Source organism: Paenibacillus sp. J31TS4 (assembly GCF_018403265.1).
Classification (GTDB): domain Bacteria; phylum Bacillota; class Bacilli; order Paenibacillales; family NBRC-103111; genus J31TS4.
This window is the reverse complement of record NZ_BOSI01000001.1, coordinates 1,639,871-1,659,434: the sequence shown is the minus strand read 5'-3', so window position 1 is coordinate 1,659,434 and position 19,564 is coordinate 1,639,871. Positions and strand designations below refer to the sequence as shown.

The 19,564-nt window shown below is 57.4% G+C and carries 25 protein-coding genes; 20 read left to right on the top strand and 5 right to left on the bottom strand.

Going from position 1 to position 19,564, the window contains the following annotated elements; genetic code table 11:
* Positions 1-18 precede the first annotated feature (18 nt).
* From KJS47_RS24385 to KJS47_RS07640, 13 genes are all read left to right on the top strand, one after another.
* A complete protein-coding gene (locus tag KJS47_RS24385) occupies positions 19-156 on the top strand; it encodes a hypothetical protein (protein ID WP_374707001.1) in 138 nt (45 codons plus the stop codon).
* A 60-nt stretch (positions 157-216) separates the two neighbouring features.
* Positions 217-606, top strand: a complete 390-nt coding sequence (locus KJS47_RS07695) for a hypothetical protein (RefSeq protein ID WP_213524177.1) — start codon at positions 217-219, stop codon at positions 604-606.
* A 1-nt stretch (position 607) separates the two neighbouring features.
* Entirely contained in the window at positions 608-1,429 is an 822-nt protein-coding gene (locus KJS47_RS07690) for a DUF1906 domain-containing protein (RefSeq protein ID WP_213524175.1), read from the top strand.
* 35 nt (positions 1,430-1,464) lie between these two features.
* Positions 1,465-1,725 carry a holin gene (locus tag KJS47_RS07685; protein WP_213525017.1) on the top strand — a complete coding sequence of 87 codons (261 nt, stop codon included), beginning with the start codon at positions 1,465-1,467 and terminating at the stop codon, positions 1,723-1,725.
* A gap of 124 nt (positions 1,726-1,849) precedes the next feature.
* Positions 1,850-2,050, top strand: a complete 201-nt coding sequence (locus tag KJS47_RS07680; RefSeq protein WP_213524173.1) for a YqaE/Pmp3 family membrane protein — start codon at positions 1,850-1,852, stop codon at positions 2,048-2,050.
* A gap of 71 nt (positions 2,051-2,121) precedes the next feature.
* Positions 2,122-2,370 (top strand): hypothetical protein, encoded by a 249-nt coding sequence (locus tag KJS47_RS07675; RefSeq protein WP_213524171.1) that lies wholly within the window; start codon positions 2,122-2,124, stop codon positions 2,368-2,370.
* Positions 2,339-2,791, top strand: a complete 453-nt coding sequence (locus KJS47_RS24380) for a LexA family protein (protein WP_374706999.1) — start codon at positions 2,339-2,341, stop codon at positions 2,789-2,791. Before KJS47_RS07675 ends, KJS47_RS24380 begins: the two co-directional genes overlap by 32 nt.
* Entirely contained in the window at positions 2,788-3,171 is a 384-nt protein-coding gene (locus KJS47_RS07665) for a YhjD family protein (RefSeq protein ID WP_213524167.1), read from the top strand. Before KJS47_RS24380 ends, KJS47_RS07665 begins: the two co-directional genes overlap by 4 nt.
* Before the next feature lie 459 nt (positions 3,172-3,630).
* Positions 3,631-3,846, top strand: a complete 216-nt coding sequence (locus KJS47_RS07660; RefSeq protein ID WP_213524165.1) for a hypothetical protein — start codon at positions 3,631-3,633, stop codon at positions 3,844-3,846.
* A gap of 3 nt (positions 3,847-3,849) precedes the next feature.
* Positions 3,850-4,059, top strand: coding sequence for a hypothetical protein (locus KJS47_RS07655; protein ID WP_213524163.1), 210 nt, complete (start codon positions 3,850-3,852; stop codon positions 4,057-4,059).
* A gap of 11 nt (positions 4,060-4,070) precedes the next feature.
* On the top strand, positions 4,071-4,217 hold the full coding sequence (locus KJS47_RS07650) for a hypothetical protein (protein ID WP_213524162.1): 147 nt from the start codon (positions 4,071-4,073) through the stop codon (positions 4,215-4,217).
* A gap of 117 nt (positions 4,218-4,334) precedes the next feature.
* Positions 4,335-5,501: an FtsK/SpoIIIE domain-containing protein gene (locus KJS47_RS07645; protein ID WP_213524160.1), complete on the top strand. Its 1,167-nt coding sequence runs from the start codon at positions 4,335-4,337 to the stop codon at positions 5,499-5,501.
* Complete coding sequence (locus tag KJS47_RS07640; protein WP_213524158.1) at positions 5,498-6,094, top strand: replication-relaxation family protein; 597 nt, start codon at positions 5,498-5,500, stop codon at positions 6,092-6,094. The genes KJS47_RS07645 and KJS47_RS07640 overlap by 4 nt, the downstream gene beginning before the upstream one ends.
* A gap of 125 nt (positions 6,095-6,219) precedes the next feature.
* Here the strand turns inward: KJS47_RS07640 and KJS47_RS07635 are convergent, their stop codons facing one another.
* Positions 6,220-6,468, bottom strand: a complete 249-nt coding sequence (locus KJS47_RS07635) for a helix-turn-helix domain-containing protein (RefSeq protein WP_213525016.1) — start codon at positions 6,466-6,468, stop codon at positions 6,220-6,222.
* Positions 6,469-7,649: 1,181 nt separating this feature from the next.
* On the opposite strand from KJS47_RS07635, the gene KJS47_RS07630 reads away from it, so the two are divergent.
* From KJS47_RS07630 to KJS47_RS07620, 3 genes are all read left to right on the top strand, one after another.
* Positions 7,650-8,063 (top strand): DUF1259 domain-containing protein, encoded by a 414-nt coding sequence (locus KJS47_RS07630; RefSeq protein ID WP_213524156.1) that lies wholly within the window; start codon positions 7,650-7,652, stop codon positions 8,061-8,063.
* A 265-nt stretch (positions 8,064-8,328) separates the two neighbouring features.
* On the top strand, positions 8,329-9,318 hold the full coding sequence (locus tag KJS47_RS07625; protein ID WP_213524154.1) for a phage baseplate protein: 990 nt from the start codon (positions 8,329-8,331) through the stop codon (positions 9,316-9,318).
* A gap of 350 nt (positions 9,319-9,668) precedes the next feature.
* Positions 9,669-10,241, top strand: coding sequence for a DUF1697 domain-containing protein (locus KJS47_RS07620; protein WP_213524153.1), 573 nt, complete (start codon positions 9,669-9,671; stop codon positions 10,239-10,241).
* A gap of 129 nt (positions 10,242-10,370) precedes the next feature.
* Here the strand turns inward: KJS47_RS07620 and KJS47_RS07615 are convergent, their stop codons facing one another.
* Both KJS47_RS07615 and KJS47_RS07610 read right to left on the bottom strand, forming a co-directional pair.
* Complete coding sequence (locus KJS47_RS07615) at positions 10,371-10,880, bottom strand: hypothetical protein (RefSeq protein WP_213524151.1); 510 nt, start codon at positions 10,878-10,880, stop codon at positions 10,371-10,373.
* A 175-nt stretch (positions 10,881-11,055) separates the two neighbouring features.
* The gene (locus KJS47_RS07610) at positions 11,056-11,970 is read right to left on the bottom strand and encodes a LysR family transcriptional regulator (RefSeq protein ID WP_213524149.1); all 915 of its coding nucleotides are present in this window, start codon (positions 11,968-11,970) and stop codon (positions 11,056-11,058) included.
* 116 nt (positions 11,971-12,086) lie between these two features.
* Between KJS47_RS07610 and KJS47_RS07605 the strand changes: the two genes are divergently transcribed.
* Positions 12,087-13,490 (top strand): MFS transporter, encoded by a 1,404-nt coding sequence (locus KJS47_RS07605; RefSeq protein WP_374706996.1) that lies wholly within the window; start codon positions 12,087-12,089, stop codon positions 13,488-13,490.
* 381 nt (positions 13,491-13,871) lie between these two features.
* On the opposite strand, the gene KJS47_RS07600 is transcribed toward KJS47_RS07605, so the two are convergent.
* A complete protein-coding gene (locus KJS47_RS07600) occupies positions 13,872-14,876 on the bottom strand; it encodes a ThiF family adenylyltransferase (RefSeq protein WP_213525013.1) in 1,005 nt (334 codons plus the stop codon).
* A 41-nt stretch (positions 14,877-14,917) separates the two neighbouring features.
* Positions 14,918-15,706 (bottom strand): molybdenum cofactor biosynthesis protein, encoded by a 789-nt coding sequence (locus tag KJS47_RS07595; RefSeq protein WP_213524147.1) that lies wholly within the window; start codon positions 15,704-15,706, stop codon positions 14,918-14,920.
* Positions 15,707-15,916: 210 nt separating this feature from the next.
* On the opposite strand from KJS47_RS07595, the gene KJS47_RS07590 reads away from it, so the two are divergent.
* From KJS47_RS07590 to KJS47_RS07580, 3 genes are all read left to right on the top strand, one after another.
* Complete coding sequence (locus KJS47_RS07590; protein WP_249716158.1) at positions 15,917-17,362, top strand: bifunctional metallophosphatase/5'-nucleotidase; 1,446 nt, start codon at positions 15,917-15,919, stop codon at positions 17,360-17,362.
* Between the two features lie 150 nt (positions 17,363-17,512).
* Positions 17,513-18,325: an undecaprenyl-diphosphate phosphatase gene (locus tag KJS47_RS07585; protein ID WP_213524143.1), complete on the top strand. Its 813-nt coding sequence runs from the start codon at positions 17,513-17,515 to the stop codon at positions 18,323-18,325.
* Positions 18,326-18,424: 99 nt separating this feature from the next.
* Positions 18,425-19,534, top strand: coding sequence for an HD-GYP domain-containing protein (locus KJS47_RS07580; RefSeq protein ID WP_213524141.1), 1,110 nt, complete (start codon positions 18,425-18,427; stop codon positions 19,532-19,534).
* The last annotated feature ends 30 nt before the right edge of the window (positions 19,535-19,564 follow it).

Genomic DNA, 19,564 nt, shown 5'->3' with positions numbered 1-19,564 from the left:
ACGAAAGGATGATTAAATATGGCAAGCAGATTGTTCAACTATTTCTTGATGTGCTGGATAAATGATACGGTGTCAGAGCAGCAACTAGAGACGGCCGTCGCGAAGAACTATATCACGGAGCAAGAGAAGCGGGACATCATCGCTACACCTAAATGAGCAAGTTGACGAGGACCCTGATCGAGGGTCCTTTTTCTTTTGAGGGGGAGGAGGGCCGCCATGGAGCTCATGAGCAAGGAGGCGCTGGACAAGCTGGAGGAAGTCGAGAAGCAACTCCAAGGTATGAGCGGGGAGCTGCTGCGGCTTAACCGGGAGTCCCTAACACATCAAGAGCATCTAAAACTTCTCGAGGAGAGCTCCAAACGGTACGAAGAAGAAATCCGTGAATTGAAGGATTCCACTCGGCAGATGAAATTCCAGTTTGATCAAATTATGGCGAGGTTCGACACGCTTGAGATGAAGCTGTTTACGCTTCTTCAGCAAAATCAGAAAGATAGTCTCTCGGAACGCAAGTCCATGCAGAAGTCGTGGATGTCGTTTCTGACCTACGTGATCGGGGCAACGGTCGGGGCGCTTATTTTGAACTTACTGACAAGGGGAGGTGGATGAAATGCTCAAAGAAATCGGTATCGACTGTGCAACTGCTCTCACTGCAGAGCTTGCGCTTAAGTTTCGAGCGCAAGGAGTCCGGTTCGTTGGTCGGTACGTTACACCCGGCAGTTGGAAGACGCTTGGGCCATCTGAGGCCGCCGTGATCCGGGCATCTGGGCTTTCCATTCTTTCTGTTTTCGAACGCACAGCGGACCGCACAAAAGGCGGAGCGGTAGCAGGAAGAGAAGACGGACAAATCGCTTACGCCCATGCACGATCAATTGGCCAGCCTACGGGTTCGGCCATTTATTTTGCCGTTGACTACGATGCACCGGCCAGCGACTTCGACCGGATCGAAGCATACTTGCGAGCTGCCGCAAAAGAGATCCCCGGCTATGCGATCGGTGTCTACGGCTCTTATTCGGTCGTGGAGGCCATGGCTGCACGCGGCGCAGTCAAATACTTCTGGCAGACCGTCGCCTGGAGCCGAGGAAGCATCTCGTCGCGAGCAAACGTCTACCAGCGGCAAATCGATGTCCGAGCTAACGGGATCGGCGTGGACTGGAATGACTTGTACGGTGAAGCCGGTTTGTGGGGGCAGCAATGCGACTTGAAAATGGAAGAGGAGGAAGTCGGCGTGCCGAAGTTGAACCCCGACGTGGCCCGGAATATTATCGATTCGTATCTCTCGCCGGAGTGGTATTCCTTGAACACTCAGATGGAGCAAGCCCTTAAACTCGGGGATGAGAAGAAGGCGGCTGCCTGCAAGCAGCTTCGTGATTGGCAGCATTACCTTGCAAACGAGCTGCGCGCAGCAGCTGGCATAACGACAAGCAAATAAATAAGGGGGAGGATTAGTTTATGGATAATGGAATGATGTCGCAAGTAATGGCCTTCGCTTCGCTTCTGGCTGTGGTAGTCATGGCACTGGTGCAGCTGGTCAAGACCACGGTTACCTTGCCGAAGAACGTTGTGCCGATTGTCGGATTGGCTATTGGGATCGCGATCGGCGCCGCGGCCTATCCGTTCACCGAGTTGGAATTGGTACTGCGGCTATGGGCCGGCGGCTTTGCCGGTCTTTCGTCGACTGGACTCTACGAGCTCGCCTTTAACCCGCGCAGTGGAAATACGAAATGACGAATCCCCCCCCCCCCCCCTTGGCCGTTTGGCTGGCGGGGGTTTTTTTGTTTGGCTAAGTTGGTAGGAATAACAGGGGGAATGCCGAATACCTTTACCATAAACCTCGAAAGGATTGGAACAAATGCGTTATTTTTTATGTTTTCTTCCGCCATTGGCCATATTGAGCTGCGGAAAACCTGGACAAATGCTCCTGAATATCATCCTCACTTGCTTCGCGTATGTGCCAGGTGTTATTCATGCGTTCTTCGTTGTCCATTCTTATAAAGCTGACAAGCGCAATGAGAAGCTTATCCGAGCAATTGAAAAGAGCAAGCGGGTATAAACGTATTGGACTAAATCAGAGCGCCCGGGGGAGATAATCCCGCAGCTCAAGCGGGAAATTGGAGTGAGGTAATGGAATACCTGTCGTTTCTGCTCATCTACGGCGGCCCGTTCGTTCTGGCCGGCTTATTAATCCTCCTATTCGCGTACGTAACGCATCGCGTGCGGTTGAAGAACCCATCGTTCGATGCCTCGATGGGGAAAGCGGTCCGTATCGTATCAGCCAAACGGTTCAAAGAAACCGCGGCTGTCGTAATCGTCGTGGCGGTGGTCATCGTCTTGTGGTGGAATGGGTACGGGGGAGATATTGACAACCCATAAATTTCCATGTTACAATCGCCTCATACAAATCCGGAAGCACCGGTCAGAAAGAGCGCTTAAGCATCCCAGGCGCTCTTTTTGCGTTGCCATCAGCCGCTCTTTCCTGTTGCTGTTCCCCTTTTGTTCGCATATAATAACAGGAACGTATGTTCTGTTTTATCTCGCGACAAGGGAGGCTAACATCTTGAAAAAGATCTCGGCAAGTCAGCAACGAGTGCTGGACACGATTATTTCGTTCACTCTCAAACACGGTTATCCCCCAACCAACAGAGAACTCATGGAGCTGACCGGCTACAAATCGATAAGCACAATTCATGGATATCTGGAAAGACTAAAGTCTAGGGGATTAATAAAATGGGAACACGCTCGCCCAAGAACTCTGACGGTAATATTACCTGAGAAGGAGTCAGTGAACTCATGAAGGCAACACCACCTCGGGCATCGGAAGTCGAGCTCGCGTTAATCAAAGAATACGCTTTGCTTCCGATCGCGCTCACTGTGCTAGAGCATGATAAATCTGCAATCCAGAAAGCGGCAAGTCTCAAGATGGGCCCTGTATATTCCCAGCTGCTGGATAACGTGATGAATATGATTAGTCACGACTTTTCCGGGGTGAGAAAAGAACTCCGGAAAAGCGGGATTAAGGTGCATCTTGCCGAAAAGACAAAGGAAGAGTTGAGGATTGAGCACTTCTGCCGCGGGTATCAAGGACAAATGATCCTTAGGTGGGATTACATAAAAGCAGAATTAACCGAACGAATCGCCTCTTATTGTTACGTCAATATCCACAAAGATGGCTAAGAAATGTGTATAACTTTTGACAACTACAAATCCCAAAACTGATCGGCCCAGACGGAAGGATCTACTTCCCGAAGGGCCTTTTTTTTTCGCGCTTAGTTATATCCAAAAGTCTTCTCGTTTCATCGTCTTCCCCGTCAGCTTTTTGGCCGCCTGCAGCAGCAGGGTCATGGTGCTTCTTCGCGGGGTATAGTCTAGATTGCTGCATGCGTCAGAAACGGTGTTCCTGCTTAGCCCCGTTGCTTTGCATACGTCCTCTTGTTGAACCTGATGCCTATCCAAGAACCTGCCGTAAGACGTGCGCGGTTTCCCACCTCTACCGAACATTCTCCTCATCTCCTTTAACAGCAAGGATGGACAAGGATCATCATTTTTATTCACAATCTTTCGCAAAACTGCGAATATCGCCCAAGCCGGCCGACGTATCGTAGGGTTATCAACCGTTAGAAAGGGGTTTGCAGCATGACCAACAAGCGATTCGTGGGCTTCCGGCTGCGCAAACAGTACGATGACGACCTGTACGATGCGATTAAGGCCATGGACGGGCAAGAAATCTCGGAGCTTTGCCGGACCGGGCTACGTCTGGCGCTCGGGATCCGGACGGAGAAGGTGCAGACGATCCAGGAGCGGCCGATCAGCGTACCCAAGGTCTTCATACCGCAGCCGAGGAGGGGATAGGCGATGATGGTCCAGGGGATGGGCAGCCTCTTTGCAGTGCTGGGTGTCGTCGGCGTCTCGCACCTTGGCACGGCCCTTATGGAGTACACCGGCCATGGTGACAAGACCATGTTCGTGAAGATCGTGACCTACGCAGGCTGTGCGTATATCGCGTGGGAGGCGTGGTGGAGGATGGTCCGGTACGTGCAGGCGAGCTTCAATGTCTACTTCTGAGGGGGTACAGCATGCGTGTAATGTTGATCGAACGAGACGCGGCCGGATGGTCGCTGGTGCTGTTATCAGGGGCTCTCGGGGCCTATGCTTGCTGGTTGTTCCACGAGCGGTTAAGCGGAGCGATAGCACACGGCATCCTGGGCTTGTTCGTGTCGTAGCTGCCCGGGTATCTACCCGGGTATCGACCGGGGTAGTGAAACCCGTGTTGTACAAAACGGACAACAGATGGGGAGCAGAACAAGGATTTTGTTTAAAACGGAGGGTCGCGAATGGTAATGAGCGCATTGGCTTTAGCAAAAGGCGTGGGGCTCGCGGCCAGCGTTGCCGGAATGTGGGCGACCTGGCGGACAATGCCGGAGACGGAGACGCGCGCCAAGCTGCGGCAGGTGTTTCGGCTCGCTGAAATCTGCCTCAAGACTAAGAAGCCCGGGGGTAAGGAGCTGAGGGTTTATCCAACCATCCGCCGCATCGGCATCTACCGGGACGCGGTCCGGGTGACGTTCACGCTGCCGGTCGGCCTGGATCCGGCCGAGGTTTATAAGCACCTATGGATGTTCAAGCAGCAGTTTGGCGAGCACAGCGAGCTCTCTGGCGACGTTAAGCTGTTCACGCTGACCATCTACGGTCGCAACATGGAATCCTTCCGCTACCGGGTGCCGTCCGTTCCCGAGGGGATTGGCCTGCCGGTGTATGCCGGAAGCGCCCGGAGCGGACCGGTCATCTATGACATGACTGAGCATCCGCATCTCCTGATTGCCGGGGAGACTGGCAGCGGAAAGAGTACGGTTCTGCGGTCGATCATCACGACCATGATCCTGACGATGCCGCCGGACCGGCTGCAGCTGTACATGGCCGATCTGAAGCGATCTGAGTTTCATCTATTCAAAGGAGTGGAGCACGTCCAAGAGGTGGTTGTCGATTCCGGCAAACTCCGCGGCATGCTGGCCCACATCCATAAGGAGCTCGTTCAGCGCGGCGATCTGCTGGATGCGGCCGGCTGCGCACACGTCGACGAGCTGGAGGAGCCGCCGGCATACATCATTCTGGCGATAGACGAGGTGGCGCTGCTTAAGAAGGAGAAAGCCTGCATGGAGGCCATCGAAGAGATCAGCGCCATTGGCCGGGCGCTCGGCGTGTTCTTGATCCTCTCCATGCAGCGGCCAGACGCGGACGTGCTGGACGGCAAGCTCAAGAACAACCTGACTGTCCGGATGGCCTTCAAACACAGCGACGAGATTAACAGCCGGATAACGCTCGGTAGCGGGGACGCGGCGCACCTCCGCGACAAGGGGCGCATGTGGCTCAAGATCGGCGAGCTGCAGCAGGTGCAGGCGCCGCTACTTGATCTTCAGGAGGCCCGGAAGCTGCTAGAGCCGCACAAAAAGAAAAAGGCCGCGCCGGAAGCAGCGCAGCCGCAAGAAGAAGTGTTCGATGCACTATGATCATACGCGACAAAGCCATCATTTCAGACCTCGAACGGTTCCGCGCCATGACCCGGGACCAGATCGCCGCGCTCCATTTCTCCCACTGCCGCAACCCGGCCAAGGATGCTAACCTCTGCCTCAAGCGCCTGCGCCGGGATAGCCTTATCACCTGTTCCACCGAGAGGAGGATCTACGTGTATTTCCCCGTGCCGTCGATCAAGAAGGACAGCTCCAAGCTGCAGCACTATCTCGGCCTCTGTGACGTCTTCCTGGAGCTCAGAAAGCACGACATGCCCAAGTGGTTCACCATCGAACCGAAATACGGGAAAGGCCATCCTGAGCCCGACATCTTCACGATCTGGAAAGGCGCGCCGTTCTGGATCGAGCTGCAGCGCTCAGTATACAGCGACCGTGTCATGAAAGAGAAGCTTGACCGGTATGAGCGGTATTTCTATTCGGACGATTGGCATGCAGAGCCATGGCAGCCGACTGATCGGAAGGTGTTCCCCCGCGTCTGGATCATTACCCAGGCAATGTATCAGGTTGACCGGCCGTTCAAGGTGATCCAGACCAAGAGTGTGGAGGAGCTGTTGGTTATAGGCAAAAAGTAAGCTTAGATACGACATGGATTTTTCTTCCATGACAAAATGTGACACCTTTTGGAGTGATAATCGTTGTATATTATTGTAAAGTAAATGGGAACAAATAGTTCCCGAAAGACCCGAGGGGGAGCGGACTATTCCGTCCCAGCTTGCTCTTCGATCATCTCGTACAGTTGATCCCATCTACAGCCGAGGATCTTGGATGCGATGTAAAGGTCCTCGGGGTGCATTGGTCGCTCATTGTTACAAAAATACGAGATCATTCTTTTTGATCGTCCGGATCTTCTTGCATATTCCGCCTGAGTTAAGCCATTTTGTTTCAGTAGATCCGGCAGCAAGCATCTCCCTCGGGAGACGCGCAAATTAGATTCTCCTTTCAACATGAGGCGTGGAGAGGGCTGGCTATGTTTCATAATACTTCATATCGGTAAACTTTGGAACGGACTACATAGAAAGGCGGTGCGGCATGAAGGTCCATGAGATTACCTTGGGTAAAGAATCGGAATTCCTTGTATTGTTAGTGAAGGCAGTATTGATCTCTAACGGCATCGAATTGCCCGCAGAAGTAACAGTGACAACCCCGAAGGGGACTAGGACAATGCATATACGTTGAGATTAACCTTTGTCCGTTTTTTGTCCGGTCAAGTATGAATCCCTGTGATATGGTAAGATGCTTAAAACAAAGAAAACCCTGATAAATCAAGGGTTTTCCGGTTTCTGTGATATTATTTGAAAGCCAGAAATGATCAAGTTCGAGATGGAAGGGAGCATCGGATAACCCTTTAATTTAAAGGTTTTCGGGCTTCTCGGAGGACCTTGTTCGGTCTTTGTCCGGTCAATTATTTCTCGATGTATCGCTCATAGAGGGCGAGCGCATCATCCTCAATCTTTTGTAACTGCAGATACGTGTCCGCTGTGACTTTCACGCTTGCGTGCCCAAGTCACTCGGGCACGTATTTTATATTTGCGCCAGACTCGGAGAAGTGGAACAAATAAAAGCCAGTTACTCCATTCTTGGCGAATGGAAGCTGGCTTTTGTTTACCGTGAACTTGATGATTACTCTCAAGAAAGCCGCTCTCTACAGTCGTATATGGGGTGGAAAGTGGAATGTGCCATATACGACAAATATCCTTGACCCTTTCGCGAACGTTCTTTTTATTGTTTGTTTCATACCACTGACAAGGAGCTCAATAGTTGCTTTGTTCGCAGTAGAAATGTAAACTACATGCCCATCCGACACTCTTTGCCTTATCCAATTTTTATCAAAAGTTGCCAGCAAGATCCGATTAGATACGGTGTGATTGTGAGCGACTGCCATATATTATCGTCCCCCTTCCAACATTTGTAACCATAATATGTTGGACGAAATGGGGAGGAAAGAGACAGATGTTGATGTGGAATGCCTACTTCCTGCGTTTATGGATTGGGTGGCCCTTCCGCTTTTGTGGAAGGGCCGGTTGCGTACAAATAGTAATTTGAAGGGGCCTCAATGCGAGGTCCTTTTTCTTTTGATTTTGAGGAGAGGAGAGCGCCATGGAACTCATCAGCGGGGAGGGTGTTAGCATGGCAGTAAAAGTAACCCCCCGCTTTAGGAGACTGTGCAATCAATTTTCCAGCATTCTTGGCGGAATGCATACCATTGAACCGGGCCCCGTCTGTTTTGTGAATCGCCCCAAGCCGCTGAACGCTTCCATTTTAGGAAGACGCACACAGTCGCCCCTTGTTCGGCACCAGCTGTTTTCCTTTGAACAGCTCGATAGCTCCGGGCGCGCACTTTGTTTAGGGGAAACGGTGGCTACCCAGAATCAGGCAAACCGGCTCAATCGCAATCTGCAAAGAAACGGGATCAAAGTCACGGCTCTGCATAACCACTGGCTCAATGAAAACCCCCGGTTGATGTACATTCATTGGGAATCGATCATGAACCCTGTCGAATTCGCAAGAAGAACAAAGGCATCCATTCGTTTCTTAGGATAATCGCTCGTACCCGAAACCCTTAGCGGGACCCCTTGCCAGATGAACAGCCTGCCGGAGACGGCGGGCTGCTTTTTTGCGGGCGGGCGTTTCAAAGGAAGAGGGAAGGTGTAAAAAAATGTAATGCCTCCAGGCAGCAGCATACACTAGAGGAGGCGCTCATGCCCAAGATGTCTAAAGATGGGAGAAGGGAGGGGAACGTGTACCTTTATTTGAAACCGCTTACCAGCTTGTCCTCGGAAGGTTCCAAAAAAACGGAGGTGTCAGGATGAGTCAAAAGCAAGCGCGAAGCCTATGGAAAAGGAAAGGCAAACTGTTTACATCCGTACTGATTGCCTTTCTTTTGTTTGTCATGTCGGCGCTGCCCGTCATGGCGGCCACGCCACAGAAAACCGTTAACGCTTCCTCCACTCTCGCTTATAACCTAAAAGGACTTAATCATAACGTAGCCGTTCAAAAGGCATACATCGCGGATAAGTACGTTTACGTAACCCAACGGTCCGGGGGGACCTGCTATCTCTCCCGATTGCTCATCGACGGGCAAGACGCTACATACGTGGACGAAATGACGATCACGAACACGGGCCATTGCCAGACGCTGGATATGTACACCTACAACGGCGCGAATTACTTTTATTTCAGCTCGAAGGCAGACCCGTCCACTACGTATAACTGGTCGCTGCAAGTCGCGAGAGTCCAGTACTCGGCTGGCAAAACCTACGATTATACCGACCTCCCCCGGTTCACCTATATGAATTACGCCAACAAGAACGGGTCGCGGTTAGGGGAGACGTACCGGGTGGACGGCGGCGGCAACAGCACCCACACGGTGTTCCGCGTGCAAACCAAGGAAGGCACCGTCACTTGGTCCATTTATGATACGGCAGCGCTGAATAAGCTTCTGGACAGCAATGACCAGGTCCGGATGGATAGCGCCGCGGCAATCAGCGCCTGCGTGGCCAGCTTTACGCAGTCGGGCAGTGACATTATCCGTCCGAACGGATCCTTCCAAGGGCTCGATATGCTCGGAAGCACGGAAATCTACACGTCCGGCGGTGCGGAAGGCGAGACGCCGCAAATCGCCCTCATCTCGAACACCGGCGTCTACAAAACCCTTGTGAAAATCACCAATGTCGGCACCCATGAAATCGAAGGCGTTCAGACGAAAAACGGGAACGTGTATTTTACGATCGTGACCGATCCGGTGAACAAGAAAAACACGCAGAAGATTTATTACGTGTCTGACAGCATCTTTTGATGGTTCCCCGGGGCGCATCCCCACTGGCGGCCGGATAAGCCGGCATTAGGGGGAAGATAGGACATTACGAACGGCGGCCGCTTTCCGAAGCATAATCGGGAAGCGGCTGTTTCGTCGTTCCCATAGCCGATTGAACGCCCGGCCCTGGCGGTGATGGGAGTTCTACCATTTGGAAGCGATTTCCTCTATACTAAAGCTCTACCTCGGATGGCGGGCAGCGAATGCCGGTCGGGTACGCTAGGACAACCCTGTTCTCCCCAAGCGAGAGATCGTTCCCCCCTTGCATGGCTAGGGGGGATCGACTCGGCTCTAAGGGAGCAAGCATGAGAAGAAGAAAGGAGAGATGCCGTATGACTTCTTATATCGCCCTCTTGAGGGGAATCAATGTAGGCGGCAAGAACAAGATCAAGATGGCCGAGCTGAAGGCCGTGCTGGAAGCTGCTGGTTTCCGGAACGTCCAGACGTATATCCAGAGCGGCAACGTCCTGCTCGATTCGGAGCTGAGTGAGCGGGAGGCGGCCAAGCGGATGGAGGCGGAGATCGAGAAGGCCTTTGGCATCGCGCTGACCGTCGTGCTGCGGACGTTTGAGGAGCTCAGACATGCGGCGGCCAACTGCCCGTTCACCGAAGCGGAGATTGCGGAGGCGGAGGCGCAGGCCGATGGAGAGCGCCTGTATGCCGCGTTCCTGCCCGAAGAACCGGGCTCGGAGGGCATCGCACGGCTGAACGCTTGCGAGTCGGGAAAAGACGAATTCCGGATCGTGGGGAAGGATGTTTATCTGCTGTTCCGGCAAAGCATCCGGGATTCGAAGCTGTCGGCAAACCTCGCCAAGCTGGGGGTTCCCGTAACGGTCCGCAACTGGAGGACCGTCAGCAAGCTCGTCGCGCTGGCAGATGAGCGGACCGTGGCGGACAACGGCTAGGGACAGTCGGACGAGCTCCGCGTCATGGCCAAGCGCCAGGCCAAAAACAAAGCACCCCTCGGAGAGGAGGCAGGAGCAGGGCTCCGGCGGTTCTCCAAGGGGTGCTTTGTGCAAGACGACGAAACGGTCCTATTCGGATACGTTCCGCTTGTCAATCCATTTCGGTCCCATCCAGGTGTTGATCTGGACGTAATTGCTTCCGTTCGTGCCAACGACTTTGACACGCTGCGGGCTCAGCGACGCGCCGCTGTACGTATCGTAGGAAGGTCCGTTATACAGAGCGGCCACACCGTTGATCTGCACTGTCTTGTTCAGCAGGAAGTCGTTGAAGATCGGCGTCACGTCCCGGTTCGAAATGTTGATTGCCTTGGGCCCCGTCCAGGTGTCGACGACATAGTACTTATCCGAGGAGCTGGCTGAGCCTACGCCGATGACGGTTACCTTCTGGGGAGCGGCCAGCGCATAGCCGGACGGACCGATGACGGTGGAATTCGAAACGTCGAACAGCGTCATGTTTTCATTGATCGTAATGGATTCCGGGATGCGGAGATCCTGGGAATCGGCGGCAAGCGCTGTCGACGAGAAGAGTGCGGCCGAGATCGCCAAAGGTGCAACCAGAGTGCGTGCAAGTTTGTTCATACTGTGACCCTCCAGATTTTAGGTAGTTTTACAGTATTGTATTAGACACAATCCCTCCGGATGAATCCGTCAAAAGTCCGACTTGGTGGAAAATCTATCCTGTTTTTCACAAAATGTTCAAAAGTTAGTTAGCAAGCCCCGGCTATCGGGAGCGAAGGACTGGACAAGAGAGCCATTATAGCGCTTGGCTCTCCGGGCTGCCCCCGCCTTCCAGTTGCGCAAAGTGGGCTTCCAGAAAGCAGGAAAAGGCGGCCGCCGCGCGGGACAGGTAGCGGTTCTCCAGGTAAGCGATGTTGAAGGTGCGGGTCAAGCCCGGGGGATCCAGCGGCAGGACCGGGAAGGGAGGCACGTCATCCGCCCGGCAGGTCGGCACGAGCGCTACCCCGAGTCCGGCGAGCACCAGACTCCCCAAAGCCCCGGGCTCCTCCACTTCGCAGACGACGGTCCTTGCGATGCCGGCGGTCCGGATAATCTCCTCGTTCAGCCGGCGAAACGGATGTCCCGCCCTGTACTCGATGAACGGTTCCCCGGCCACTTCGTCCAGCCGGACGGAACGCCGTCCTTCCAGCCAATGGCCGGGAGGCACGGCGAGAGCAACCTGGGAGCTCATCACCGGTCTCTCCACGATTCTATCGTGCGCCAAAGCGGCGGCCGTGAAACACAGGTCCACCTCACCGCTTTCCAGAAGCGGGACCATCGTGTCTGTTTCCCCCGGCGCCAGCTGGAGAATCCGGAAGCTGGTATCGGGGTGCAGCGCGCGAAATTCGCCGAGCGCAGGAGAGAGGCGCTGCAGCGAGTTCGTTGCTATCGCGATCCGTCCCCGCTGCAGACCCGCCCGGTCCTGCAGCTCCCGGCGTCCCTCCTCCAGCGCCTGCAGGGCCGTCTCCGCTTGCTTCAAGAAGATGCGGCCGTATTGGTTAAGCCGGATCTGCCGCTTCTGCCGATCGAACAAGGGCACGCCCAGATCTTCCTCCAGTCGGGCGATTGTCCGGCTGAGAGCCGGCTGGGCGATCCGCAGCTCTTCCGCCGCTTTAGTCATATGCTCCAAGCGGGCCACCGTCTTAAAATAACGCAATTGAAGAAGCTCCATCCGTATCCCTCTCTTTCATATACCTAGAGGTATGATTCTATGTCTGAATATGTATTTTTTATTATTACTTCTTCATTGTAGAATTCCTCTTAACAAAAGAAAAGGGGGAGGACGTTTTGGAACTCGCTATGCAGCAAACAAGGGGGGATCGGCTGATCCGCATTTTGGCCGTGACCTTGGTGGTATCCGTCATGAACGCCACAATGTTTAATATCGTCCTGCCTCAGATCAAAGAGGAGTTTGGGCTGACGTTTGCGCAAGTAGGCTGGGTAACGTCGATCTATACGCTTGTCTATGCCGTCGGCTCGGCTCTCTATGGCAAGCTGGCCGACCGGTTCGCGCTGAAGGACCTGCTTACGTTCGGGGTGCTTCTCCTGTCCCTCGGCTCCGTCGTCGGGCTTGTGTCGCAGGCGTTCTGGATGGTGCTGCTCGGCCGGATGTTTCAGGCCGCCGGTGCCGCCGTCATTCCCGTGACCGCAATGATCATTCCGCTGCGCTATTTTCCTGTGGAACGCCGGGGGCGCGCACTCGGCATCTCCGCCACGGGGCTGGCGCTTGGAACGGCCATCGGTCCTGTCGTGTCATCCTTCATCGTCAGCTTCGCGCACTGGAGATGGCTGTTCTGCCTGCCGGTCATTCTGCTGCTGACTCTTCCTTATTACCGAACCTACCTGGACCACGAGAGCGGCCGCGCAGCCCGCATAGACTGGCTGGGCGGCGGACTGCTGTCGGGTGCCGTCGCCCTGCTGGTGCTGGCCGTTACGCAAGGAGCGTGGCTGCTGATGCTGGGAAGTCTGCTGCTCTTCTTGTGCTTCGCGCTGCGCGTGCGCACCGCCGAGGAGCCGTTCATCCAGCCGCGCTTGTTCCGGAACCGGCAGTATTCTTGGGGGCTGGTCATCGCCGTGCTGGCGGTAGGTGCGGGTTACGCCATTCCCTTCCTGACGCCGCAGCTGCTGGTTGACGTTCATCAGCTCTCGCCGAAGCTCATCGGCTATGTGATGTTTCCCGCAGCCATTACATCGGCTCTGCTCGGCCGCAGGGGCGGCAAGCTGGCGGATGCGAAAGGGGACGCCTTTCTCTTTCGTATCGCCTGCCTCCTCCTTCTGCTCTGCTATTCGCTGCTGTCGGCGTTCACAGACCTACCCTACATCTGGATCGGGGTGTTCCTGATCTTCGGCATGGTCGGCCAGCTGCTGCTGCAAATCGCCCTCTCGAATACGATCTCCAAGACGCTGCCGAAGGAACAGGCCGGTGTCGGGATGGGCCTGGTCACCATGCTGAATTTTCTCTCGGGCACGATAGCGGCCGGCCTGTTCGGAAGAGCTGTCGACATGGGCGCCGGCTTCACCTGGAATTCGTGGAATGCCGTTCCCGGCTCCTTTGTGTACAGCAACATTTACATGGTGATCGTGCTGATCGACCTTCTGATCCTTGTTCTTTATTCCTTCCAGTATGGACGCGTGCGGAAAAGCCGAGGCAAGGTCGGTGCGGCAGCCCTCGGGGATCGGCCGGCACCTTGAAGACCGAGCAGCTTCGTTAGCCGCCGGCTCTTAGATGGCAGCGGAATTGGCAGGGAGGTCTCTTCCCGGTCTGCCGCATTCCTTACGACGTTACCGCCGGGTCTATGTCCCTGCGTCCCGGCGCGCCTGCCTGCCTAAAGCCTGTTCGCTTAGGCGTGACCGTCGATGTCTCAAGGAGAAACCAAGTACGCGCCAAGCAAAAGGCCGGTCTCCGTGACCGGCCTTTTGCTTGGCGCTTCCTTCTCGTTTCGCTTTTGTTTGAGTACCTATCGTGCGCGGTTGTCGGCTTATGGCCGGCACGCAGGATGGCAGAGCGTCCATCCCTGACTGGCAGGAGCACAGACCGTCACTTCCTGCCAAAAGGGGGCTGCTGCCGTCCGGCTATTCGCCGAAATACCTACGGTACAGCCGCAGTCCGTCCTCGGGGTCCGAGACGCCCTGCACAAGCATACGGCCGTCGGGGAACAGGACGAGCCGCTGCTCCTCGCTCAGATGCAGCTTTACGAGGAAGGGATTGCGCTCGACGCGGCCGAGCGAGGCCCAGCGGGCAGCCCAAGCGCCGAGATCGACGCGGAGCGGGGCGGAGGGGACGATCTGCACGGCGTCCCGTCCGCACAGCGCCGCTGTCCGCTCGCCGTCCGCACCGGCGTGCAGAAACTCGAACTGCCGCCGTCCGCAGGCGGGGCAGTCAGGGTTTCTCGCCGAGGAGACGTCGAGCTCGGCGTGCTCGCCGGTCCACAGGTCGAAGTGGACCATGCGAGGGTTGACCGCCTCCCGGCGGCCGGCGAGCAGCTTGAGCGCTTCGGCCGCCTGGCGGGAGGCGGTGACGTGCGAAGCGGGCGCCAGAATGCCCGCCGTGTCGCACGTCTCGCCTGTGCCGGGCTCCGGCGGCACGAAATAGAGGCACCGGAGGCAGGGCGTCTCGCCGGGGATCACGGGCAGCGTGACCCCGCGGGAGGCGACTGCGCCTCCGTAGATCCACGGAATGCCGCGCTTGACGGCGACGTCGTTCAAGAGGAACCGGGACGGGAAGTTATCCGTCCCGTCCAGGATGAGCGACACGCCGCCGAGCAGCGCCTCCGCATTCCGTGCAGAGATGTCGGCCGTCACGGGCTCGACGGCCGTAGAGCGGTTCACGCGGCCGAGGGCGGCGGCCGCGGCGACCGCCTTGGGCAGCGACTGCTCGGCGTCGCGCTCCGTATAGAGCGGCTGGCGCTGCAGGTTGCTCGGCTCGACGAAGTCGCGGTCGATGAGGCGAAGCCGGCCGACGCCGGCCCGCGCGAGCAGATCCGCGAGCACGCTGCCGAGCGCGCCGAGCCCGACGATGGCGACGTGCGCCTCCGCGAGCCTCCGCTGCCCGTCTTCGCTGATCGGGGCGAAACGCATCTGCCGCGAGTAGCGGACCTCATCCGGCCAGAGGGGGGCCGTCACGATTCCGTCCCCTGGGCGTCAGATGTCCCTGTGGGCGATGGCTGTCCCGCTCCGCGGCCGTTCGTCGCTTCGGCAAGCGGATTCCAGGGGCCGTCCGCAGCCCCCTGCCAAGCGCTGCCATCCTCCCAAACTTCCTTCTTCCACACCGGCACGATCTGCTTCAGCCGCTCGATGGCGTACCGGCTCGCTTCGTAGCAGGCCGCCCGGCGGGGCGCCGACACGGCGATCACCACGCTCGTCTCTCCCGGCGGCACGCTGCCGAGCCGGTGGGTAATCGCGCAGCGTGTGCCGGGCCAGCGCTCCTCCATTTCCCGGGCAATTTGTGCCATCGTGCCGACCGCCATCTCTTCATACGCTTCGTATTCCAGCAGCACCGTACGGCGGCCTTCCGTCCATTCGCGGGTTGTCCCTGCGAACGTCAGGATGGCTCCGTGATCCGGGTGCTTCACCTTGGCCGTCACCGCTCCTTCGTCGATCGGTAGGTCCGTCAAGGTGAACAAATGTTCTCTATTTGCTTCCTGCTGCATGCCCGAGCCGCCGGATACCGGGGGGATGAGCGCCAGCTCGTCTCCTTCCTCGACAGGCTCGTGTGGAGGGGCATAGGCCTGGTTCTTGGCTACGAATGCAGCCAGAATGGCGGACGCTTCCTCGGGGTACCGCCCGGCTAGCAGACGCCTCAGCCTGTCCGCGGTCAGCGGCAGCTCGGCCGGCTCGATCTCCACCGTCAGCTCGGGCCGGCCGAAGCGGTCCCTGAGGCCCGCGAACAATCGGATCGACAGCTCCATGAACACCATTCTCCTTTTTAGCAAAGACTAACTTGGCCGGCTTGGGCATACGAATGTAGGACATGGCCTTTCTTTCGGATGCATCCGGTCCGGTTCATCCATTATAATCAATCTAGCAGAGAAAATGACAGACTGGCGGCGAGGCCGGTCGGCGTTAAGCCGGGGCTCCGCCGCTCGGCGCCGCATCCAGGCCAAAAGGAGGGAACCCGCGTGTCCGGGAATCCGCAGCAATTCGTCCTTCTCCATACCAACGACATTCACAGCCACTTCGAGCAGATGCCGAAGCTAGCCGGCGGCATCCGGCGGCTCCGCAGCCAATATCCGGCCGGGCGGGTGCTGACGGTCGATCTCGGCGATCACGCCGACCGGGTCAGTCCGATCACAGACGGAACGGACGGGCTGGCCAACATTGCCGTTCTGAACGCGGTCGGCTGCGATCTGCATGTCCCCGGCAACAACGAGGGCCTCACCTTTCCGCTAGAGGTACTCGACCGCAATTACGGACAGGAGGCCGCGTTCACCGTCCTCGCCTGCAATCTGGCGATGGAGGGGCGGGAGGAGCCGCCCTCCTGGCTCCAGGCAAGCGCGATTCGCGAGGTGGACGGCCTGCGTGTCGGTTTCATCGGAGCGACCGCCGCTTATCCGGACTTTTACAGCTTGCTCGGCTGGCAGATTGACGAGCCGCTCGAGGCGATCGCCCGGGAGGTCCGGCGCCTGCGCGGACAAGTCGATGTTCTCGTCGTCCTCTCCCATCTCGGCATTACCAAGGATCGTCTTCTGGCCGAACAGCTGGAAGGGATCGATCTCATCATCGGCGCGCATACCCACCACTTGCTGGAGGAACCGCTTCTCGTGAACCGGACCTATTTGGCGGCGGCCGGCAAGTACGGCGGCTACCTGGGCCACCTCGTCGTGACGGTCGACCGGGAGGCGGGAAGCGTCAGCGTGGAGGGAGGCTGCCTGCCGGCGGACACGCTGCCGGCCGATCCGGCGGTCGAGGAACTCATCGCCGGCTGGCGGGAGGTGGCGGAGCGGTCGCTCTCCCGGGTCGTCGCCCGGCTCGACAGGCCCCTCGGGAACGGCTGGAGGACGGAGTCGCCGCTCGGCAACCGGCTGGCCGCTGCGCTTCGGCGCTGGGTCGGCGCGGAGGCGGCGGTGCTGAATGCCGGGCAGCTGCTCGAGGGACTTCCCGAGGGGGACGTGACCAAGGGCGATCTGCTTCGCATTTGCCCGTCTCCGGTCAATCCGTGCCGGTATTGGCTGAAGGGAGCGGATCTGCAGGAAGCGCTGGAGCTGGCGCTCACCGACGAATACCGCGACAAGCCGCTGGCCGGCTTCGGCTTCCGGGGCAAGGTGCTCGGCACGCTCTGCCTGGACGGCATCGACGTCCGGTATGAGCCGGGGCTGCCGGAGGGGCAGCGCATCCGCTTCGTCTCCATCCAGGGAGAGCCGCTCGATCCCGAGCGGCTGTATCGGATGGGTTCGCTCGATATGTTCACGTTCGGTGCAGGCTATTCTCCGCTCGGAAGAGGGACGGAGACGGAATACTTCCTGCCGGAGTTCCTCCGCGACGTGCTCGAGGCGGACCTCGCCGAAGGCGGCGAGCGGGTAGCGGACACGCAGCGGCACTGGTTCGCCCTGAAGGGCCGCTCCTAACAAGGAGCGGCTCGGCATCGCCGCCTCATGCGGACGTCCGGCATGTCCGCTTCCGAGGGAGCCGGCTCTTGCCCCAAAAAGTTCGGGATTGTGTACCCTTCCATTGGCAAGTACAATAGGAGCGGTGTGAGAAAACTGAAGGAGGCAGACATGCTGGAGCTGTGGAAAGCGATTATTATCGGAATCGTGGAAGGGTTGACGGAATTTTTGCCGGTATCTTCGACCGGCCATATGATTCTTGTCGGGGATCTCATCAAATTCGAAGGCGAAAAAGCATCGACCTTCGAGATTGTCATCCAGTTCGGCGCCATTTTGTCGGTGGTCGTGCTGTATTGGAAGCGGGTGCTGCGGCTATTCGGCATTCAGGATGCGGAGACGAGGCTCAAGCCAGGTCCCAAGCTGAATCTGATTCATATTCTGATCGGCATCGTGCCGGCGATGGCGATGGGCTTCTTCCTGCACAAATACATCAAGATGCTGTTCATGCCGGAGACGGTGCTGCTCGGCCTCGTACTCGGCGGTATCTTCATGATCATCGGCGAGAAGCAGCGGCCGGCCGAGACGGCTGCCGACATGGACAGCATTACGTACAAGCAGGCTCTCTTCATCGGAGTGGCCCAGATTCTCTCGCTGTGGCCTGGCTTCTCGCGTTCCGGATCCACGATCGCCGCGGGCATGCTGGCCGGCACGAGCCGGGGAGCGGCTGCCGACTTCACTTTCCTGATGGCGATCCCGATCATGGCCGGCGCCACCGGCTACGACCTGCTTAAGAGCTACAAGGCATTCACTACGGACGATCTGCTTCCGTTCGCGGTCGGCTTCGTCGTCTCGTTCATCGTCGCGCTGCTTGCCGTCGCGTCGTTCATCAAGCTGGTGTCGAAGCTGAAGCTGACCTACTTCTCCTATTACCGGTTCGCTTTGGCCGCCGTCGTGCTGATTTACATGCTGGCTGTCGGTTTTTGACGAAGAATAGGGCAGGAGACCTAATCTCAACCGCTTTTCCTGACGATACAGTATAGGAAGACTCAAATTTCAAGTTGAACAGGAAAGTGGTTGCTGTCTATGCGTTTTGTACCGATTCAACTGTGCACGGAAGGAATGCGGCTCGGCAAGCCCATTCTCGATGAGGAGGGGCACGTCCTTCTGGCGAAGGATGTGGTGCTGACCGAGGGGCTGATCGGCCGGCTCGCCGGCCGGGGCATCCCCTACTTATATATTGTCGACAAGGCGACCGAGGACGTGGACGTTCCCGAGATGATCCGGCCGGAAACCCGGCTCGCGGCCACTCGGACGATCCGGAGTCACTTCTCCCGGATGATGGGCGTATCGGCGCAGGGCAAGCCCGCTTTCGCAACCTTTATCGCCAAAGACTTCCGCGATCTGCTCGATTCGATTATCGACGATCTCGGCAATCATCCGTCGGCAATGATCATGATGAACAACCTGCAGGTCAAGGATCATTACCTGTTCCAGCATTCGCTGAACGTCTGCGTCTATTCGACGATGCTCGGCATCGCGCACGGCTACGGACGGGAGGAGCTGACACAGCTCGGAATGGGCGCGCTGCTGCATGACGTCGGCAAGACCCGCATCCCTTTGTCGCTCCTGAGCAAGCCGGACAAGCTGACGGTCGAGGAGTACGAGCTGATGAAGAAGCACGCAGAGTACGGGTTTCAATTGCTGCGGAACGAACCGAACCTGTCTCTCTTGTCCGCCCACTGCGCGCTCCAGCATCATGAACGGCTGGACGGCAGCGGCTACCCCCGCGGTCTCAAGGGAACCGATATCCACGACTATGCGCGGTGGATCGGGATCGTGGATACATACGATGCGCTTACGACGAACCGGGCTTACCGGGCTCCGGTGCTGCCCCATCTGGCGGTGGAGCTGCTGTACGCGGGTGCCGGGACTCTGTTCGAGCCGAGCAAGCTGGAGACGTTCCGCGACCACATCGCCATCTACCCGCTGGGTCTGACGGTCGAGCTCAGCACCGGAGAGGTCGGTGTCGTCGTCGACCTGAACCGCAATCTGCCGCACCGGCCGATCGTCCGCATCTTGTATGACCCGGAAGGAAGAGAGACGACTCCTTACTACGAGACGGACCTGTCCAAGCAGCTGGCCGTCACGATCGTCTCGGTCACCGGCCGCCGGGACCGGCTGGGCGTCGGCTGAGCTGCCGATCCGCCCGCATTCCGCAAAAGC

Excerpts from the sequence above, each read along its gene's own strand:
- KJS47_RS24385 (WP_374707001.1), top strand. The coding sequence starts at position 19 with ATGGCAAGCAGATTGTTCAACTATTTCTTGATGTGCTGGATAAATGAT.
- KJS47_RS07695 (WP_213524177.1), top strand. The coding sequence starts at position 217 with ATGGAGCTCATGAGCAAGGAGGCGCTGGACAAGCTGGAGGAAGTCGAG.
- KJS47_RS07690 (WP_213524175.1), top strand. The coding sequence starts at position 608 with ATGCTCAAAGAAATCGGTATCGACTGTGCAACTGCTCTCACTGCAGAG.
- KJS47_RS07685 (WP_213525017.1), top strand. The coding sequence starts at position 1,465 with ATGTCGCAAGTAATGGCCTTCGCTTCGCTTCTGGCTGTGGTAGTCATG.
- KJS47_RS07680 (WP_213524173.1), top strand. The coding sequence starts at position 1,850 with ATGCGTTATTTTTTATGTTTTCTTCCGCCATTGGCCATATTGAGCTGC.
- KJS47_RS07675 (WP_213524171.1), top strand. The coding sequence starts at position 2,122 with ATGGAATACCTGTCGTTTCTGCTCATCTACGGCGGCCCGTTCGTTCTG.
- KJS47_RS24380 (WP_374706999.1), top strand. The coding sequence starts at position 2,339 with ATGGGTACGGGGGAGATATTGACAACCCATAAATTTCCATGTTACAAT.
- KJS47_RS07665 (WP_213524167.1), top strand. The coding sequence starts at position 2,788 with ATGAAGGCAACACCACCTCGGGCATCGGAAGTCGAGCTCGCGTTAATC.
- KJS47_RS07660 (WP_213524165.1), top strand. The coding sequence starts at position 3,631 with ATGACCAACAAGCGATTCGTGGGCTTCCGGCTGCGCAAACAGTACGAT.
- KJS47_RS07655 (WP_213524163.1), top strand. The coding sequence starts at position 3,850 with ATGATGGTCCAGGGGATGGGCAGCCTCTTTGCAGTGCTGGGTGTCGTC.
- KJS47_RS07650 (WP_213524162.1), top strand. The coding sequence starts at position 4,071 with ATGCGTGTAATGTTGATCGAACGAGACGCGGCCGGATGGTCGCTGGTG.
- KJS47_RS07645 (WP_213524160.1), top strand. The coding sequence starts at position 4,335 with ATGAGCGCATTGGCTTTAGCAAAAGGCGTGGGGCTCGCGGCCAGCGTT.
- KJS47_RS07640 (WP_213524158.1), top strand. The coding sequence starts at position 5,498 with ATGATCATACGCGACAAAGCCATCATTTCAGACCTCGAACGGTTCCGC.
- KJS47_RS07635 (WP_213525016.1), bottom strand. The coding sequence starts at position 6,468 with ATGTTGAAAGGAGAATCTAATTTGCGCGTCTCCCGAGGGAGATGCTTG.
- KJS47_RS07630 (WP_213524156.1), top strand. The coding sequence starts at position 7,650 with ATGGCAGTAAAAGTAACCCCCCGCTTTAGGAGACTGTGCAATCAATTT.
- KJS47_RS07625 (WP_213524154.1), top strand. The coding sequence starts at position 8,329 with ATGAGTCAAAAGCAAGCGCGAAGCCTATGGAAAAGGAAAGGCAAACTG.
- KJS47_RS07620 (WP_213524153.1), top strand. The coding sequence starts at position 9,669 with ATGACTTCTTATATCGCCCTCTTGAGGGGAATCAATGTAGGCGGCAAG.
- KJS47_RS07615 (WP_213524151.1), bottom strand. The coding sequence starts at position 10,880 with ATGAACAAACTTGCACGCACTCTGGTTGCACCTTTGGCGATCTCGGCC.
- KJS47_RS07610 (WP_213524149.1), bottom strand. The coding sequence starts at position 11,970 with ATGGAGCTTCTTCAATTGCGTTATTTTAAGACGGTGGCCCGCTTGGAG.
- KJS47_RS07600 (WP_213525013.1), bottom strand. The coding sequence starts at position 14,876 with ATGCGTTTCGCCCCGATCAGCGAAGACGGGCAGCGGAGGCTCGCGGAG.
- KJS47_RS07595 (WP_213524147.1), bottom strand. The coding sequence starts at position 15,706 with ATGGAGCTGTCGATCCGATTGTTCGCGGGCCTCAGGGACCGCTTCGGC.
- KJS47_RS07585 (WP_213524143.1), top strand. The coding sequence starts at position 17,513 with ATGCTGGAGCTGTGGAAAGCGATTATTATCGGAATCGTGGAAGGGTTG.
- KJS47_RS07580 (WP_213524141.1), top strand. The coding sequence starts at position 18,425 with ATGCGTTTTGTACCGATTCAACTGTGCACGGAAGGAATGCGGCTCGGC.